Genomic DNA, 16,025 nt, shown 5'->3' with positions numbered 1-16,025 from the left:
GCCCGGATCGTCAGTCCACCAGCCGGTCCGGCGTTCCTACCCGGGCCGGCCGGTGGCGTAGCCCGATCGGGCGGGCCGGCCGGCGCGGGTGCGGCGGCACGGCGTCGGCCTTCCGGGTCCGGTCAGGGCCGGACGGGTAAGGCGCTCGTCAGCGGGGTGGCTCGCCGAGCAGGACGGCGGTCAGCAGCGTGCGCAGCACACCGTCGGCCTCCGGGGTCAGCACCCCGTAGCTGGTCGTCAGTGCGGCGTTGATCTCGGGCCGGGCGGCCGCGTAGAGCACGCGGCCCGCCTCGGTGAGGTGGACGTGCACCGTGCGCTGATCGTCGTCCGGTCGCTGCCGGGCGACCAGCATACGCCGGCTGAGCCGCGCCAGGGCGGTGGACACCGTGGACGCTCGGATACCCGCGCCGGTGGCCAGCTCGCCGGCCGACAGCGTGCCGGGGTGGGCGTACAGGCGGCCCAGCAGCACCCAGTCGCTGAGCTGCAGGTCGAACGGGCGTAGCGCCTCCGACAACTGGGTGGTGATCAGCGAGCCGGCCAGGGCCAGCAGGTGTGCTCCGCTGAGCCCCGCCAGGTAGCCGGCGCGCTCCCGGGGCTCCTCCGGCAGCCAGGCACTGATTGTTGTGGACACGCCCCATTAATCGGCGGGTCGGGGGCGCACTCAACTCGTCGAACGTTTCGGCGTTGAAATGTTCAGCACCCCGAGCGCCTGACCGATCGGAGGAGTCAACAGCGTGGGGCTCGCCACACCGGCCGCCGGCCGGCATCCGACGCGAAGGGGGTGTCATGAGTACGTCGATCAAGGTCCGCGGAGTCCGGGGCCGTCAGTGGGCGAAGCTGGTGACCGACCGCAAGGTCGGCACCAAGGTCGGGATGGCAGTCGCCACGATGGCTCTGGCAGCCTTCGCGGTGGCCGGCGCCGCGCTGATCAACATGAGTGCGATGCAGGGCCAGTCGGACTACATGTACAGCCAGACGCTGGTGCCCATCACCGACCTGGCCGAGATGCAACACGCGGCCCAGTCCATGCAGGCCAGCCTGCTCAACGCCGCGGTGTCCACCGACCCGGCCCAGGTGAGCAAGTTCCTGCAGGGCAGCAAGGCCCAGGACGCGGCGTTCGACCAGTCGTTCGCCGCCTACACCGCGACGGACATGACCGGCCGCGAGAAGGCGGTTGCCAAGGTCAAGCAGGCCACAGCCGCGGTCCGGCAGCTGCGCGACACCAAGCTCGCCCCCGCCGCCGAGAAGGATGACCGCGAGGAATTCGCGCGGGTGCGTGACAGCGAGGCCGCGCCGGTCCTCAACGACCTCAACACCGGCCTGGAACAGCTGATCGAGATCGAGACCGGCGCCGCGCGGGCCCGCAACGTCGAGTCGCGGGCGACCTACAACAGCGCGCGGATCATGGTAATCGTGTTCCTCACCCTCGGTGTGCTGCTGGCCGGGGCCGCCAGCTTCCTGATCGCCCGCGCGATCACCGGCCCGCTGTCGCGGTGCGTCGCCGTGCTCACGCGGGTCCAGGGCGGCGATCTGACCCAGCGGACCGGGCTCACCGGACGCGACGAGGTGGCTCAGCTCGCGGTGGCGCTGGACGCCTCAACCGACTCGACGGCGGCGATGGTGCGCGAGGTGACCGAGAGCGCCACGCAGGTCGCCGCCGCGGCGGAGGAGCTCTCGGCGGTGTCGACGCAGTTGTCGGCGGCGTCGGAGGAGACCTCGGCGCAGGCGGGAACCGTGGCGGCCGCCGCGGACCAGGTCTCGGTCAACGTGCAGACGGTGGCCGCGGGTGCCGAGGAGATGTCCGCGTCGATCGGTGAGATCGCGGGCAACGCCGGTGAGGCCGCGAAGGTGGCCACCGATGCCGCCGAGGCGGCGACGCGGACCAACGAGATCGTGGCGCAGCTCGGGCAGTCGTCGGCGCAGATCTCCGGGGTGGTCCAGTTGATCACGTCGATCGCGGAGCAGACGAACCTGTTGGCGCTCAACGCGACGATCGAGGCGGCGCGGGCCGGTGAGCACGGCAAGGGCTTCGCGGTGGTGGCGACCGAGGTGAAGGATCTGGCGCAGGAGACGGCGCGGGCCACCGGGGACATCGGAGCGCGGATCTCCGCGATCCAGGACGAGACGGCGCAGGCCATCGCGGCGATCGGGGAGATCGCGGTGGTGACGAACAAGATCAACGAATACGCGACGACCATCGCGGCGGCGGTGGAGGAGCAGACCGCCACGACCAGCGAGATGGTCCGCAACGTCGCCCAGGCGGCGACGGGCACGGGGGAGATCGCGGGCAACATCTCGGGGGTGGCGTCGGCGGCGGACTCGGCGGCCTCGGGTGCCTCGGAGACCCAGGCGACCGCGAACAGCCTGGCCGCGATGGCCACCGAGCTGCAGCAGCTGGTGTCCACCTACCAGACGTAAGCACCACCACGCAGACATCCCACCCACCCCGCCGTGGCCGGTCCGGGCATCACCCGGACCGGCCACGGCTCATTTCCGCCGCCGATCGCCGCACTCCTCCACCTCGGACAGTACGCGCAGCGCTTCCGCCCGTACCGTCTCCAGTTCCGGACCGCGCCGACCAGCGGCACCATGATCTCCGGGCGGGGGTCGCTCGGTGGTATCGCGGTGCCGGTCCCGCCCTGCAGGGCCGGACGTCCCCGCAGGCCGGCCCCGGGACCTTCGGTCCCGGTGGAGGGGGACCGTCCGGCACTGTCGGGCGGGCCGGAAGTCGGCGAGGGTCGTTGCGTACCCGTCCGAAGACACGCGGAGGAGGTAGAAGATGTCGAAACTCCTGGATCGGCGCGCGGCCGCGTGGACGCTGCTCGGTGCCGCCGTGGTGGCCGCCGTGGCCGCCTACCGTCCGGCCGCCCGCCGCTGGTATCTCACCTGGGGCGCCACCGCCGAGGAGGCCGCCCAGGCGATGCCCGGCGACGAGCTGGTGCCCGAGCCGGACATGGTGTCCACCCGCGCGGTGACGATCGGCGCGCCGCCGTCGGCGGTGTGGCCGTGGCTGGCGCAGATGGGCAGCGGGCGCGGCGGCGCCTACACCTACGACTGGATCGAGAACCTGTTCGGCCTCGACATGCACAGCGCCGGGGAGATCCTGCCGCAGTTCCAGGACCTCGCCGTCGGCGACCTGCTCCCGCTCGGGCCGGACGGCCCGCAGATGCGGGTGGAACGCTGCGAACCCGGCCGGCTGCTGGCCTTCCGCTCGACCGACGGCCGGTGGGCGTGGACCTTCCACCTCACCGGATACCGCGGCGGCACCCGGCTGATCAGTCGCAACCGGATCGCCGCACCGGACCGCACCCGGGCGCGGCGGCTCGTCGACCGGCTCGTCATGGAACCCGGCAGCCTCATCATGGAGCGCAAGATGCTGCTGGGCCTCCGGGAGCGGGCCGAGGCGTACGCCGACCGGCCGCAACTCGTCGCGGCGTAGGCCCGGGCCGCTCAGTGCGCGCCGCGGTGCAGTACCCGTAGGCGCTGCTCGTACTCGTCGGTGTCGATCTCGCCGACCGCGAGCCGGTCGGCGAGCGTGCGCTCGGCGGCCGCGGTGGTCGACCCGTCGCCCGGCGGCTGCGCCGGGGAGCGGCCGAAGGCGCGCACCGCCAGCACGACCGCCGCCCCGAACAGGACGAGCAACGTCAGCGTCGAGAAGACCATCATCAGCCAGCCCCAAGGGCCCATGCCGCCGTAGTACATCATGGCGGACCCCCTTCCCGTGCTCCATCATCGCCCCACCCGGGCGGCGCCGCACGGGCCGACCGGCCCCGGTCGCCGGGCCCGGCGGACCGCGCCCCGGTCGGCGGCGGCCGACGGGACCTTCGGCTCTGCTGCACCGGGCCGCGCGGGTGTGTGCTGGCCGCAGTCCCGCGTGGCCGGGGACGCTCCCGACTGGACCGCCGCCGGGCCGGTCCCGGGCGGCCGGGACATTTGCTGGCCCGGCCGCCCCGGGATGAGCATGATGGCGGATAGGGGGTGATACCGGTGGTGTTCCTGTTCGTCATGACGGCCGTCCTGCTGGCGGCGTGCGTGGCCGCCGTCTGGCCGTGGTCGGAGCCCGCGCCGGGCACCGAGGACGGGCGCGAGCAGCCGGCCGCGGCCGGCGAGGCGCGGCCCGAAAGCCTGGAGGGTGTCCTGGTGGCGCAACTGCGTGCCGGGGAGATCACCCGCCGGCAGTATCTGCGGGCCATGGGCTCACTGGCGGCCCGCGACGACGTGCGCCACCCGCTCGCCCCACCCCCCGACACCCGCTGGCCGCCCACCGAGGCCTGAGGACACGCTCGTGCGGCCGGGGGAGGCGGAATGGGCCGTACGGCCCTGTTCGCGCGTGCCCGCCGGGTATGCGATGGACCATGCCGGGCTGTTCAGGCAGGGGGTCCGCATGTCGTTTCGTGATCGCATCGACGCCGGTCGGCGGCTCGCCGAGCAACTGCGCCCGCTGCGGGGCCGCGACGACATCGTGGTCCTCGGGCTGCCGCGCGGCGGCGTGCCGGTGGCCGCCGAGGTGGCCCGAAGCCTAGGCGCCCCCCTCGACGTCATCGTCGTGCGCAAGGTCGGCGCGCCGGGCCAGCCGGAACTGGCCCTCGGCGCGGTCGGTGAGGACGGCGAGGGCGTCGTCAACGTAGGACTCGTGCGGGCCCTGGGCGTGAGCCAGGCCGAGCTGCGCGCGGCCCAGGACCAGGCCCACGACGAGGTACGCGCCCGCGTGGGGGCGCTGCGCGGGCACCGGCCCCGGGTGCCGCTGGCCGGGCGTACCGCGATCGTGGTGGACGACGGTGTGGCGACCGGGGCGACCGCCCGCGCGGCGTGCCGCATCGCCCGGGCGGCCGGGGCCGCGCGCGTGATGGTGGCGGTGCCGGTGGCCCCCGCCGACGCGGTCGAGTCGCTCGCCGGCGCCGCCGACGAGGTGGTGAGCCTGCTGCACCCCACCCTGTTCGGCGCGGTCGGACAGTTCTACGACGACTTCTCGCAGACCCCGGACGCCGAGGTCACCGCGCTGCTGGCGGAGTCGTGCGGGGCCGGGCCGCGCCCGGCGTACGACGCCGAGGTGGTGGTCGACGCGGGCGGCGTCGCGCTGCCCGGCCGCCTGACCATCCCCGCCGGCGCCCGGGGCATCGTGGTGTTCGCGCACGGCTCCGGCAGCGGCCGCGGCAGTCCCCGCAACCGGCACGTCGCCGAGGTGCTGCACGGGGCCGCCCTGGGGACACTGCTGTTCGACCTGCTCACCGAGCCGGAGGCGAGCCAGCGCAGCAACGTCTTCGACATCGGCCTGCTGGCCGGGCGGTTGCTGGACGCGGTCGCCTGGCTGCGCGGGCGCCCCGAGGCCGGTACCGCCCCGGTGGGGTTCTTCGGCGCCAGCACCGGCGGGGCCGCGGCGCTGGCCGCGGCGGCCACTCTGGGTACGGACATCGCCGCGGTGGTGTCCCGGGGTGGACGGCCGGACCTGGCCGGGGACCGGCTGGCCGAGGTGCACGCGCCGACCCTGCTGATCGTGGGTGGCGACGACCACGTCGTGCTGGAACTCAACCGCGACGCCCGGCGCCGGCTGCACTGTCCGAACCGGCTGGCCGTGGTCCCGGGCGCGGGCCACCTGTTCGAGGAGCCCGGTGCGCTGGACGTGGTCGCGGGGGCCGCCGTGGAGTGGTTCACCGACCATCTCGCCCCGGACGCCGTACCCGCGACCGCCACTCCCTAGAGGATCTCGGCGCCGCGACCCCGGTCCGGCATCCCGCCCAGTTCGGCCACGTCCAGCGCGCGGCGCACGTCGCCCGGGCTGAGCACGCCGCACGGGCGGCCGCCGACCGCGACCACGGCCAGCCGGCACGGGTCGCCGAGCACCCCCAGCGCGCCGAGCAGCGGCGTGTCCGGCGCGAACACCCGGATCCGGGCCAGCGGCACCCGTACGTCCGCCAGCCGGGTGGTGTCCCGGGCCGGCCCGGGCACCGCGGCCAGCCGGGGCAGGGTGACCAGACCGGCCAGCGCCCCGTCGAGGTCGACCACCGGGTACGCCCGGTGCGGGTGCCCCGCCGCCACGGTGGCGACGAACGCGGCGACCGACTGGCCGGCGTAGCCGCAGACCGGTGGCGCGGTCATCACCCGCGCCACGTCGATGCCCGCCAGCCCGGTGGTGAGCCGGACGTCGGCGGCCTCGGCACCGGCCGTGGTGGCCAGGAACCAGCCCAGCAGCATCAGCCACAGCCCGCTCAGCGAGCCCGACACGAGCACCGCCGCCAACCCGCCACCGGCCACCAGACCGCCGGTCACCTGGCCGGCGCGCGCCGCCGTCCGCCGGGCCGCCGTCCGGTCACCGCGCCGCCACCAGATCAGCGCCGCGACCACCCGCCCGCCGTCCAATGGGGCGCCGGGCAGCAGGTTGAACACCGCCGTGACCGCGTTGACCGCGGCCAGCCAGACCAGGCCGACGTGCAGCGGTGCGAGCCCGGCGAGTGCGGCCAGCCACGCGGCCCCGGCGAAGACCCCGGAGGCGGCCAGGCTGGCCAGTGGCCCGGCCAGGGCGATCAGCAGGTCGGCGCGGGGGTGCGGGGGGTTGCCGTCCAGTTCGGACACCCCGCCGAGCAGCCACAGGGTGATCGCCTTGACCCGTACGCCGAAGTGCCGGGCGGTCAGGGCGTGGGCGAGTTCGTGCCCGAGCAGCGCGGCCAGAAACAGCCCGGCCAGCGCCACGGCCACCAGCCAGTACGCGGCGGCGGCGTACCCGGCGGCGGCCGCGGGCAGCAGCGCGCCCGCGACGCCCTGGGTGAGCAGGAGCAGGATGAGCAGCACCGACCAGTGCATGCCGACGGGGATTCCGGCGATCTGGCCCAGCCGAAGGTTCTGGCGCATCGGATTCGCCTCTCTCCCCCGGACGGTCCGTCGGGGGCGGGTCGCGCGGACCGGGCCGGAGGTCCCGACCGCCGGCCGCGGCCGGTGCCTCAGGGAGCCGGGGAGCCCGGGAATCCCTCCAGCGACAGGACCGTGTCCCGGATGTCGCGGATGATGCCGTCCACCTCTTCGATCTGGTCCTGCAGCCGATCCCGGAACGCGGGTGGGGAGAGCCGGGTGGCCAGGCACTGCAGCGCCAGTCCGTGCCGGAACAGCCGGTGGATCGCCCGGCTGCGCAGCTCCTCACCGATCTGCTGGCGGTCCTCCAGCAGCCGTAGCTGTTCGGTGTCGTGGCGGGCGCGGGCCAGGCGTAACACCAACCCCGCCTGGGCGGCCAGCGCCGCCATGATCTCCCGGTCGAGCGGGTCGAAGACCTCGGCACCGGCCCGGCGCGAGACCATCAGCACCCCCGTGAGATCCCGCTCGTCCAGCAACGGTACGGCCATGGACTGGCCCACCGAGCCCGGCGCGGGCGGCCCCCCGGGCAGCCGGTCGGCATCCGCCACGGCGAGTCCGCCGAACGCGACGGCGTCGCCGAGCACCGAGTCCGGCACCGTCACGCGGGCGCCCCGCCACGGCCGGAAGATGCCGTCGGCGACCGCCACGATCATGGTGCCCGGGTCGTCGCCGACGGGGATCGCCGCCACCGCGCCCGCGGCCCGCAGGGTGTCCTGGGCGGCGTGGCCGAAGCGGTGCAGCGCCACGTCGGCCTCGGCGCCCGCCAGCAGCTCCGTCGCCGCCTGCGCCATGGCGGCGTGGAACGCCTGCCGGCGCCGGCCCTCCACGAGCAGGGTGGCGTTCTCGATCGCCACCCCGGCCGCGGCGGCCAGCGCCACCACCAGTTGCTCGTCGTCGCAGGTGAACTCGGCGGCGTCGCGTTTCTCGGTCAGGTAGAGGTGGCCGAAGAGCCGCGGCCCGACCCGTACGGGCACGCCGAGGAAGGAGCGCATCGGGGGGTGGTGCTCGGGGAAGCCGACCGATCGGACGTGGTCGGCGATGTTGGCCAGCCGCAGCGGCTCGGGGCGCTCCAGCAGGAGCCCGAGCAGCCCCTTGCCCTCGGGCAGGCAGCCGATCCGCTCCCGCGCGCCCTCGTCGGCGCCCGCGTGGATGAATCGGACAAGCGTGCTCTGGGCGACCACGCCCAGCGCGGCGTACCTGGCGCCCACCAGGGCCTTCGCGGCCTCGACGAGGTGCCGGAGCACAGCGTCGAGGTCGTCCGCCCGGGCAACCTCGAGGTAGCCGCGCAGCAGCGTGCCCAGCCGCCCCTGGGCGGCCTCGTCTGGCGTCATCGTGCGCTCCTCGTCCGTGCACGAGGTTTGCCTGATTCGACCAGTCTGGCACCCTTGGCGGTCCCCGGGAACATCCGGCACGCGACAAGTTACCGCGTGGTCCGGGCCCGGTGGCCCTGGCGCGGTGCTGACCTGCGGCTCGACACTTCGTGCGGAGGCTGCCATGAACCCGTGCCTCGGCCCGCTCATCGATCCGCCGGACCCGTCCGCCGCCCGGATCGGCGGCTCACCGCGCCCGGTCGCGCCCGCGCACCGGCCGGCTCACAGCAGCGGCGCGCGCCCGGAGAAGCCCGTCGCCACCCGGACGCGGGCCTGCAGGGTGCTGCCGTTGCCCGGGTACAGGAAGACGTAGTTGGTCGACTTCTGCACCGCGGCCAGGTCCAGGTAGCCGTCGCGGTTGAAGTCGCCCACGCCAACCAGGTCGCGCATGGTGTCCCAGCTGCTGCCGATCTGCCGTCGCGCGGCGAAGCCGCCGGAGCGTCCCGAGTAGAACTGCAGGGTGCCGGTGGAGGTGACCCGGGCGATCAGGTCCGGCACGCCGTTGCGGTCGAAGTCCCCGACGCCGGTCAGCTCGCTCATGGTGGTCCAGCCGCCGGTGCCGACCCGTACCCGGGGACCCAGTGTGGTGCCGGCGCGGCCCGGGTAGAGGTACAGGTTCCTGTCGGCGGTCCGCACGGCCAGCAGGTCGGGGTAGCCGTCCCGGTTGAAGTCGCCGATCGCGGTGATCTCGCGCAGCGAGTTCCAGCCGGTGCCGATCCGCTTGCGGGTGCCGAAGCCCGAGCCGGTGCCCGGGTAGAACCAGAGGTCGCCGTTGGAACTCTGCCGCGCCACGACGTCCTCGCGGCCGTCGCGGTTCAGGTCGCCGATCCGGACGATCGCGTTCATCGCGCCCCAGCCGCCGCCCAGGCCGCGGGCCGCGGCGGTGTCCAGGTAGGTGCCGTTGCCCGGGTACAGCACCAGGTTGCCGCTGCTGGTGGTGCGGGCCAGCACGTCGGACCAGCCGTTGCGGTTGAAGTCCGCGAAGGTGGCCGACGGCAGCGGACCGAAGTCCACGTAGTCGTTGTCGATGTTGATGGTGACGCCGCCGTACGTCTCCTGGTGGTCGCCCCGGTACTGCTTCATCCGGCGGTGCGGCGGCCAGTAGCTGGCCGGGATCGCCGGGTCGGTGACCGTGGCGACGCCGTCCCAGCGGGCGAAGTCCAGGTAGTCGGGGCGCACGTACCCGGCGGTGCGGTAGTTCGCCACCTGGTCGGCCACCCCGGATGCCATGCTGGAGTAGAAGCCGGACAGGTGGCCGCGGTCGTGCAGCCGTGCCGTCCACGCGCTCATGAAGGCCAGCACCCCGGCCCGGCAGGCGGCGTCGTCGGTGCGGTACGCCTCCATGTCGTAGATCAGCACGCTGGGTGCGCTCAGCCCGAGCGCCGCGGCCTGGGTGGCGGCGTCGTCCGCCGCGGCCCGTCCCTGTGCCGCCGCCTGCGTGTTGTCGATCCTGTACCGCTTGTTCGAGGTGGTGCACGACGCCTGCGGGCCGAGGTAGATCGGCAGCAGATGCCAGCCCGCGGCCTGCTGGTGGGCCACCCACCCCGGGGTCAGGTTGGGTTGGGCGCAGGCGCGGTTGTTGCCGCCGAAGTAGATCCCGATCGCCCGGTACGGCGACGCCAGCCAGGCGTCCATCGTCGCGCTCGACGGCGCGGTGCAGGTGTCGAACCCATACCCGGTGAAGGTGCCCGGCGCGGGAGCTGCGGCAGCGGGCGGCGCGGCACCGACCGTGCCGAACACGGTGGCGGCGATCGCGGTGCAGAGCAGACGGAACAGGGGGCGGCGGCCGCCAGGGTCGCCGCACGGGGCAGCCATGGTGACCTCGCACGGTATCGACGTTCTCTCAGACAACCATCGGCGGCGCCCGCCGGACAGGGGCCGAACGTCCCCAAAGGCAGGTACGGCGGGACCAAAGTCCCGGCGTACCCCCGGCCGTTCAGCCCTGGGACCGCGCCCTCGGCACGCGCGAGGCTGAAGGTCGGCCTCTGTCTCGGGGGTGTCCCCATGACCACGACGATCAGCCCCACCGGCCGCCTCAGCGCGGTGCCCGCGACCGCGCGCCCGGTGGCGGCGCTGGCCGCCGTGGTGGGCGAGCAACGCCACGCCCGGCTGCTGGCCGCGGCCCGCGACTTCCGGACCCGGTTCGCGGGCCACACCCTCTGGACCGTGAGCTCCACCGCGTCCGGCGGAAGCGTCGCCGAGATGCTGCAGGCCCTGGTCGGGTACGTGCGCGACCTCGACCTGGACATCCGCTGGCTGGTGATCGGCGGCGACCCGGGGTTCTTCGCGGTCACCAAGCACCTGCACCACCTGCTGCACGGCTTCCCCGGCCGGTTGACGCTCGGCCCGGACACGGCGGCCCACTACGAGGACGTGCTGGCCGCCAACGCCCAGGACCTGCTCGGCCGCGTCCACCCGGGCGACATCGTGCTGCTGCACGACCCGCAGACCGCCGGGCTGGCGCCGTGGCTCACCCACGCCGGGGTGCACGTGGTGTGGCGCAGCCACGTCGGCTGCGACCTGCAGAACGCGGCCACCCGCGACGGCTGGGCGTTCCTGCGGCCCTACCTGCAGCACGCGGACGCGTACGTGTTCTCCCGGCGCGCGTTCGTCCCGGCCTGGCTGCCCGCCGAGCGGACCCGGATCATCACCCCGTCGATCGACCCGTTCGCGCCGAAGAACCAGGACCTGTCCCCGGCCGTGGTGCGCGCGGTGCTGGCCGCCGCCGGGCTGATCGACGCGCCGGTGACCGGGCCGCCGGTGTACCGGCGCCTCGACGGCGGCACGGGCCTGATCGCGCACCGGGCCACCGTGGTCGCCGAGACCCTGCCGGGCCCCGACGAGCCGCTGGTCGTGCAGGTGTCGCGCTGGGACCCGCTCAAGGACATGGCCGGGGTGATGCGCTCGTTCGCCGAGTACGTCGCCCCGTACGCCCAGGGGCGGCTCGTGCTGGCGGGCCCGGCGCTGGTCAGCGACGACCCCGAGGGCGCCCTGGTGCGCGCCGCGTGCGTGCAGCGGTGGCGCGGGCTGCCGTCGGCGGTACGGGAGCGGATCGTCCTGGCCTCGCTGCCGGTGGACGACGTCGACGAGAACGCCGTACTGGTCAACGCGTTGCAGCGGCATGCCGCCGTGGTGACCCAGAAGAGCCTCGCCGAGGGGTTCGGGCTGACGGTCGCCGAGGCGATGTGGAAGGGACGCCCGGTGGTGGCGTCGGCGGTCGGCGGCATCCCCGACCAGATCACCGAGGGCACCGGAGTGCTGGTGCCCGATCCGTCCGACCTGGCCGCGTTCGGGATGGCGTTGTGCGGGCTGCTGTCCGACCCGGCCACCCGCGAGCAGCTCGGCGCGGCCGCCCACGAGCGGGTCCGGACCGCGTTCGTCGGTGACCTGCACCTGCTGCGCTACGCCGAGATGCTGACGGCGCTGCTGAGCGTCGTGCCCGGCGGCTGACGGTGCTCGACCGCACCGCCGAGGCGGTGATCGTGGTGACCGACGATCCGGACCGGCTGGCCGCTCGTCCCGAGGCCGACGGGCTGCGGCGGCGCGCCGCCGAGCTGGCCGCGGTCCGGGTCGAGGTGCGCGTGCTGCCCGCGGCGGACCGGCCCGTCGCGCACGCGCTGAAGCGGCTGGCGCGGCGCGGGATCGGCCCCGGGCTGGTGCTGCTGCTGCGCGGCGATTCCGGGTCGGCCGACGCGGACGCGGCGCCGCTGGGGCCCGCGGCCAGGCGTACGTTGACGGTCGCCGTGGGTCCGCTGACGGCCGGCCCGGCCGAGCCGAGTGGCTGGCCCGGGCTGCTGGCCGCCCTCGACGAGCAGCTCATCCGGCGCCGCGACCGGCGGGTGCCCGCGGTGGACGAGGATCCGGCGTGGACGCTGCGGGAGACCGGCACGGACCGGCACCGCCGCCGGGTCACGGAGTCGCTGTTCACCCTGGGCGCCGGGGGTTTCGCCACCCGGGGCGCGGTGGAGGAGGACGGGCCGGGCACGGTGCCGATGACCCTCGCCGACGGCGTGTACACCGGCGAGGGGCCGGCGGAGCACCTGCTGCCCGGGCCGTGCTGGACGGCGCTGGAGCTGCACCCGCCGCCCACCGAGGAGGTGCGCATCCTGGATCTGCGCACCGGTGTGTTGTACCGGCGCGAGTGCGGTCCCGACGCGACCGTGCGTACCCTGCGGCTGGTCGATCTCACCCGGCCCGGGGTGGCCGCCGCGCGGGCGGAGGGCCCGCCGGGCCGGCTGGCCCCGGGACCGGCGCTGTGCCTGCCCGCCGCCGACCCGGCCGCCGCCGAGGGGGTGGCAGCCGGGTCGGGCGTCGCCGACGGGTACCACTGGGCCCGGGTGGCCGCGCGGGGCGGGCAGGGCATCACGGCGGTGGCCGCCCAGCAGTGTCACACCGGCGGGACGCGGCACGTCGTGGACCGGTTCGCGGTGTACGCCCGCGAGGCGGACGGCCCGTCCCCGGCCGCGGTCGCGGCGTTGCGGGCGGCCCAGGCGGACGGATTCGAGCACCTGCTGGCGGAGCACCGGGCCGCGTGGGCGCGCCGCTGGCGGCGGGTCGACGTACGGATCCCGGACGACCCGGAGGCCCAGCGGGGGGTGCGCTTCGCGCTGTTCCAGCTGTGGTGCGCCGCCGGGCGCCACGACGAGGCCGCGGTGGGCGCCCGGGGGATATCCGGGACCGGCTACGCCGGGCACGTCTTCTGGGACGCCGACGTGTTCGTGCTCCCCGCCGTGGTCAGCATGGACCCCGGGGCCGCCGACGCGATGGTGCGGTACCGGCTGCACCGGCTCGACGCGGCGCGCGCCGCCGCCGCGCAATGCGGCCGTCGCGGCGCCCGGTTCCCGTGGGAGTCGGCCAGTTCCGGGCGCGACGTGACCCCGCGCAGCGGCTACATCGGCGGCGAACTCGTGCCGATCCGCACCGGGGAGCTGGAGGAGCACATCACCGCCGACGTGGCGTGGGCGGCCGTGCACGCGGCGACCTGGTCGGGCCGGCCGGACCTGCTCACCGGCGCTTGGCGTCCGCTGCTGGTCGAGACGGCCCGGTACTGGGCGTCGCGGGTGCGTACCGACGGGGCCGGGCGGGCACACATCGACAAGGTCATCGGGCCGGACGAGTACCACGAGGACGTCGACGACAGCGCGTACACGAATGTCATGGCGCGGTGGAACCTGCGCACGGCCGCCGCGCTCGGCCCGGCGGCGGCCGGCGACGCGGAGCGCGCCGCCTGGTCCGACCTGGCCGACCGGCTCGTCGACGGCTACGACCCGGCCACCGGCCGGTACGAGCAGTTCGCCGGGTACGGCGCGCTGGAGCCGCTGCGCGCGATCGACCTGGCACCGCCGCCCCTGGCCGCCGACGTGCTGCTGGGCCGCGACCGGGTGGCCGGCTCCCAGGTGATCAAGCAGGCGGACGTGTTGATGCTGCACCACCTCGTGCCGCAGGAGACCGCACCCGGCTCGCTCGGGCCGAACCTGGACTTCTACGGCCCGCGTACCTCGCACGGCTCGTCGCTGTCCCCGGCGATCAGCGCCGCCCTGCTGGCCCGCGACCGGCGCCCGGACGCCGCCCTCGCGCTGCTGCGGCTGGCGCTGCGGCTCGATCTCGAGGACGCCACCGGGACCAGCGGGGCCGGGCTGCACGTGGCCACCATGGGCGGGCTGTGGCAGGCGGTACTGCTGGGCTTCGCCGGGGTGAGGGTGGAGTCGGGGGCCATGCGGGTCGACCCGTGCCTGCCGGACGCCTGGGGCGCCCTGGAGGTGCGTTTCCGCTGCCTGCGCCGCCACGTGCGGCTGCGCCTGGCCCGGGACGCGATCGAGATCCGCACCGACGGGCCGCTGCGGGTGCGGGTGCCTGGCCACCCGCCCGTGCTGGTCCGGGGGACTGCGCGGCTGCCGGCCGCGCGGGAGGGAGCGCCGTGATGTCGCATGTGCTGGCAGCGGTCCGGCCGGGGGTGGACGGTGCCGCGGTGGAACCGGTCGCCGGGGCGATGGCCGCGCTGCTCGCTGCCGAGGTGCGCCGCATCGACCTGGTCGGGCGTCCCGCTGCCGACGCCGCACCGATCCTGGCCGCGCTGCGTGCCCCCGACGCCGTGGCCGCGGTGGTGGCCCGCGACGCGGTGGACGACGCGGGTTGGGAGGCGCTGCTGCAGGGTGCCGCCCAGCCGCTGGTCCTGGTGCCCGAGAAGGGCCGCGCCCCGGAACGCATCGACCGCATCCTCATCCCGTTGGACGGCAGCGACGCCGCGGCCGAGGCGGTCGCCGAGACCGTGCAGATGTGCGCGGGCGCGGGTCTGGAACTCGTCGTGCTGCACGTCTTCGACGCGAGCACCGTGCCGGCGTACTGGGATCAGGCCGCGCACGCGCGGCAGTGCTGGGAGCAGGAGTTCCTGGCCCGGCACTGCGCGGTTCCCGGGGTGCGGTTGCACCTGCGCAGCGGGGTCGCCGGCGAGCACGTGGTCGACGTGGCGGAGGCCGAGCAGGTCGACCTCATCGCGCTGGCCTGGTCGCAGCGGCTCACCCCGGGCCGGGCGGGCACGGTGCGCCGTACGGTCGCGGAGGCGGGCGTGCCGATCGCCCTGATACCCGTTTTCACCCGATAGGCGAGCTCTGCTCCTGCCTGTTCCTCGCGACCCGTGTACCGGACCCGGCGCACGGGTATCGATATGCGTGCGCCGGACCGCGCGGGACGGACATGCGCGCCTCGGCCCGGCGGTCGTGACGAGGAGGCTGCTATGAGGATCGGACTGATCGCCCCGCCTTGGGTCCCCGTGCCGCCGGTCGGCTACGGCGGCACGGAGGCGGTCGTGGACAACCTGGCGCGCGGGCTGAGCGAGCTGGGACACCAGGTGCGCCTGTTCACGGTCGGGGAGTCCACCTGCCCGGTGCCCCGGGACTCGCTCTACCAGCGGGCCGTGCAGCCCATCGGCGACACCATGGCGGAGGCGGCGCACGTGCTGGCCGCGTATCGGGACCTGGCGCGGATGGATCTCATCCACGACCACACCGTCCTCGGGCCCCTGCTGGCCGGGCGGTACGCGGGCGAGCTGCCCCCGGTCGTGGTCACCAACCACGGCCCGTTCGCCCCGACCCCGCGCCGGGTCTTCGGGGAGATCGCCCGCACGGCCCACGTCGTCGCGATCTCCCGGTCCCAGGCCCGGCAGGGCGCGGGGGTACGCGTCGCCGCGGTCATCCACCACGGCATCGACCTCGACCGCTACCGTTTCGGCGCGGGCGCCGGCGGCTACCTGCTGTTCCTCGGCCGCATGTGCCCCGACAAGGGGGTGCACCGGGCGGTCCGGATCGCCCGGCGCGCCGGGCTGCCGCTGCGGATCGTCACGAAGATCTGGGAGCCCGCCGAGCGGGCGTACTACGAGCGGGAGGTCCGGCCGCTGCTCGCCCCCGGCGACCCCGAACCGGCCGAACAGAGCCCGCGAGCCTGCCTCGAGCTGCTGCGCGGGGCGACCGCGCTGCTCAACCCGATCGCCTGGCCGGAGCCGTTCGGGCTGGTCATGGCCGAGGCGCTGGCCTGCGGCACCCCCGTGATCACCACCGCGTGCGGGGCCGCGCCGGAGATCGTCGATCACGGCCGCACGGGCTTCGTGTGCCACAGCGACGAGGAGATGGCCGCCGCGGTCGCCGAGCTGCCCGGCATCGACCGGCGGGCCTGCCGGGACGCCGCCGAGCGCCGCTTCTCCCGCGAACGCATGGCCCGCGACCACGAACGCCTCTACGCGGGTGTCCTGTCCGGCGTCCGGGGCGTCCCGCGACCGCGCGCCTACCCCGTCCCGGCCTGAACTCGGTGGTCCCGGCG

The 16,025-nt window shown here is 75.1% G+C and carries 13 protein-coding genes and 1 pseudogene; 9 read left to right on the top strand and 5 right to left on the bottom strand.

The window, feature by feature from the left end:
• Positions 1-148 precede the first annotated feature (148 nt).
• Positions 149-631 (bottom strand): MarR family winged helix-turn-helix transcriptional regulator, encoded by a 483-nt coding sequence (locus EV385_RS32690; RefSeq protein ID WP_130512946.1) that lies wholly within the window; start codon positions 629-631, stop codon positions 149-151.
• 155 nt (positions 632-786) lie between these two features.
• Between EV385_RS32690 and EV385_RS32685 the strand changes: the two genes are divergently transcribed.
• Positions 787-2,418, top strand: a complete 1,632-nt coding sequence (locus EV385_RS32685) for a methyl-accepting chemotaxis protein (RefSeq protein WP_130512945.1) — start codon at positions 787-789, stop codon at positions 2,416-2,418.
• Between the two features lie 361 nt (positions 2,419-2,779).
• A complete protein-coding gene (locus EV385_RS32680; protein WP_130512944.1) occupies positions 2,780-3,439 on the top strand; it encodes an SRPBCC family protein in 660 nt (219 codons plus the stop codon).
• A gap of 11 nt (positions 3,440-3,450) precedes the next feature.
• On the opposite strand, the gene EV385_RS32675 is transcribed toward EV385_RS32680, so the two are convergent.
• Complete coding sequence (locus EV385_RS32675) at positions 3,451-3,705, bottom strand: SHOCT domain-containing protein (protein ID WP_242625202.1); 255 nt, start codon at positions 3,703-3,705, stop codon at positions 3,451-3,453.
• Positions 3,706-3,987: 282 nt separating this feature from the next.
• Between EV385_RS32675 and EV385_RS32670 the strand changes: the two genes are divergently transcribed.
• The 3 genes and pseudogenes from EV385_RS32670 (at position 3,988) to EV385_RS35520 (ending at position 5,698) form a co-directional block, all read left to right on the top strand.
• Entirely contained in the window at positions 3,988-4,275 is a 288-nt protein-coding gene (locus EV385_RS32670; protein ID WP_130512943.1) for a hypothetical protein, read from the top strand.
• A 109-nt stretch (positions 4,276-4,384) separates the two neighbouring features.
• Positions 4,385-5,005, top strand: a pseudogene (locus EV385_RS35525) (phosphoribosyltransferase); the annotation flags it as partial.
• Entirely contained in the window at positions 5,003-5,698 is a 696-nt protein-coding gene (locus tag EV385_RS35520; protein ID WP_423203146.1) for a dienelactone hydrolase family protein, read from the top strand. The pseudogene EV385_RS35525 and the gene EV385_RS35520, both read left to right, overlap by 3 nt.
• Here the strand turns inward: EV385_RS35520 and EV385_RS32660 are convergent.
• The 3 genes from EV385_RS32660 to EV385_RS32650 all read right to left on the bottom strand — a co-directional run bounded on the left by EV385_RS32660 (position 5,695) and on the right by EV385_RS32650 (position 10,028).
• Positions 5,695-6,846, bottom strand: a complete 1,152-nt coding sequence (locus EV385_RS32660; RefSeq protein ID WP_130512941.1) for a site-2 protease family protein — start codon at positions 6,844-6,846, stop codon at positions 5,695-5,697. The two genes, EV385_RS35520 and EV385_RS32660, sit on opposite strands and share 4 nt — an antisense overlap.
• Positions 6,847-6,935: 89 nt before the next feature.
• A complete protein-coding gene (locus EV385_RS32655; RefSeq protein ID WP_165449683.1) occupies positions 6,936-8,174 on the bottom strand; it encodes a GAF domain-containing protein in 1,239 nt (412 codons plus the stop codon).
• A 261-nt stretch (positions 8,175-8,435) separates the two neighbouring features.
• The gene (locus EV385_RS32650; protein ID WP_130512939.1) at positions 8,436-10,028 is read right to left on the bottom strand and encodes a glycoside hydrolase domain-containing protein; all 1,593 of its coding nucleotides are present in this window, start codon (positions 10,026-10,028) and stop codon (positions 8,436-8,438) included.
• 189 nt (positions 10,029-10,217) lie between these two features.
• Between EV385_RS32650 and EV385_RS35875 the strand changes: the two genes are divergently transcribed.
• The 4 genes from EV385_RS35875 (at position 10,218) to EV385_RS32630 (ending at position 16,008) form a co-directional block, all read left to right on the top strand.
• Positions 10,218-11,663: a glycosyltransferase gene (locus tag EV385_RS35875; RefSeq protein WP_130512938.1), complete on the top strand. Its 1,446-nt coding sequence runs from the start codon at positions 10,218-10,220 to the stop codon at positions 11,661-11,663.
• A 2-nt stretch (positions 11,664-11,665) separates the two neighbouring features.
• On the top strand, positions 11,666-14,134 hold the full coding sequence (locus tag EV385_RS35870; RefSeq protein WP_130512937.1) for a glycosyl hydrolase family 65 domain-containing protein: 2,469 nt from the start codon (positions 11,666-11,668) through the stop codon (positions 14,132-14,134).
• Positions 14,134-14,814, top strand: coding sequence for a universal stress protein (locus EV385_RS32635; RefSeq protein WP_130512936.1), 681 nt, complete (start codon positions 14,134-14,136; stop codon positions 14,812-14,814). Before EV385_RS35870 ends, EV385_RS32635 begins: the two co-directional genes overlap by 1 nt.
• A 132-nt stretch (positions 14,815-14,946) precedes the next feature.
• On the top strand, positions 14,947-16,008 hold the full coding sequence (locus EV385_RS32630) for a glycosyltransferase family 4 protein (RefSeq protein ID WP_130512935.1): 1,062 nt from the start codon (positions 14,947-14,949) through the stop codon (positions 16,006-16,008).
• The last annotated feature ends 17 nt before the right edge of the window (positions 16,009-16,025 follow it).

Source organism: Krasilnikovia cinnamomea (assembly GCF_004217545.1).
Classification (GTDB): Bacteria; Actinomycetota; Actinomycetes; order Mycobacteriales; family Micromonosporaceae; genus Actinoplanes; species Actinoplanes cinnamomeus.
The sequence above is the reverse complement of the archived record's forward strand: the minus strand, read 5'-3'. Positions and strand labels throughout refer to the sequence as shown.

Excerpts from the sequence above, each read along its gene's own strand:
- EV385_RS32675 (WP_242625202.1), bottom strand. The coding sequence starts at position 3,705 with ATGATGTACTACGGCGGCATGGGCCCTTGGGGCTGGCTGATGATGGTC.
- EV385_RS32680 (WP_130512944.1), top strand. The coding sequence starts at position 2,780 with ATGTCGAAACTCCTGGATCGGCGCGCGGCCGCGTGGACGCTGCTCGGT.
- EV385_RS32685 (WP_130512945.1), top strand. The coding sequence starts at position 787 with ATGAGTACGTCGATCAAGGTCCGCGGAGTCCGGGGCCGTCAGTGGGCG.
- EV385_RS35875 (WP_130512938.1), top strand. The coding sequence starts at position 10,218 with ATGACCACGACGATCAGCCCCACCGGCCGCCTCAGCGCGGTGCCCGCG.
- EV385_RS32650 (WP_130512939.1), bottom strand. The coding sequence starts at position 10,028 with ATGGCTGCCCCGTGCGGCGACCCTGGCGGCCGCCGCCCCCTGTTCCGT.
- EV385_RS32630 (WP_130512935.1), top strand. The coding sequence starts at position 14,947 with ATGAGGATCGGACTGATCGCCCCGCCTTGGGTCCCCGTGCCGCCGGTC.
- EV385_RS32660 (WP_130512941.1), bottom strand. The coding sequence starts at position 6,846 with ATGCGCCAGAACCTTCGGCTGGGCCAGATCGCCGGAATCCCCGTCGGC.
- EV385_RS32655 (WP_165449683.1), bottom strand. The coding sequence starts at position 8,174 with ATGACGCCAGACGAGGCCGCCCAGGGGCGGCTGGGCACGCTGCTGCGC.
- EV385_RS32635 (WP_130512936.1), top strand. The coding sequence starts at position 14,134 with ATGTCGCATGTGCTGGCAGCGGTCCGGCCGGGGGTGGACGGTGCCGCG.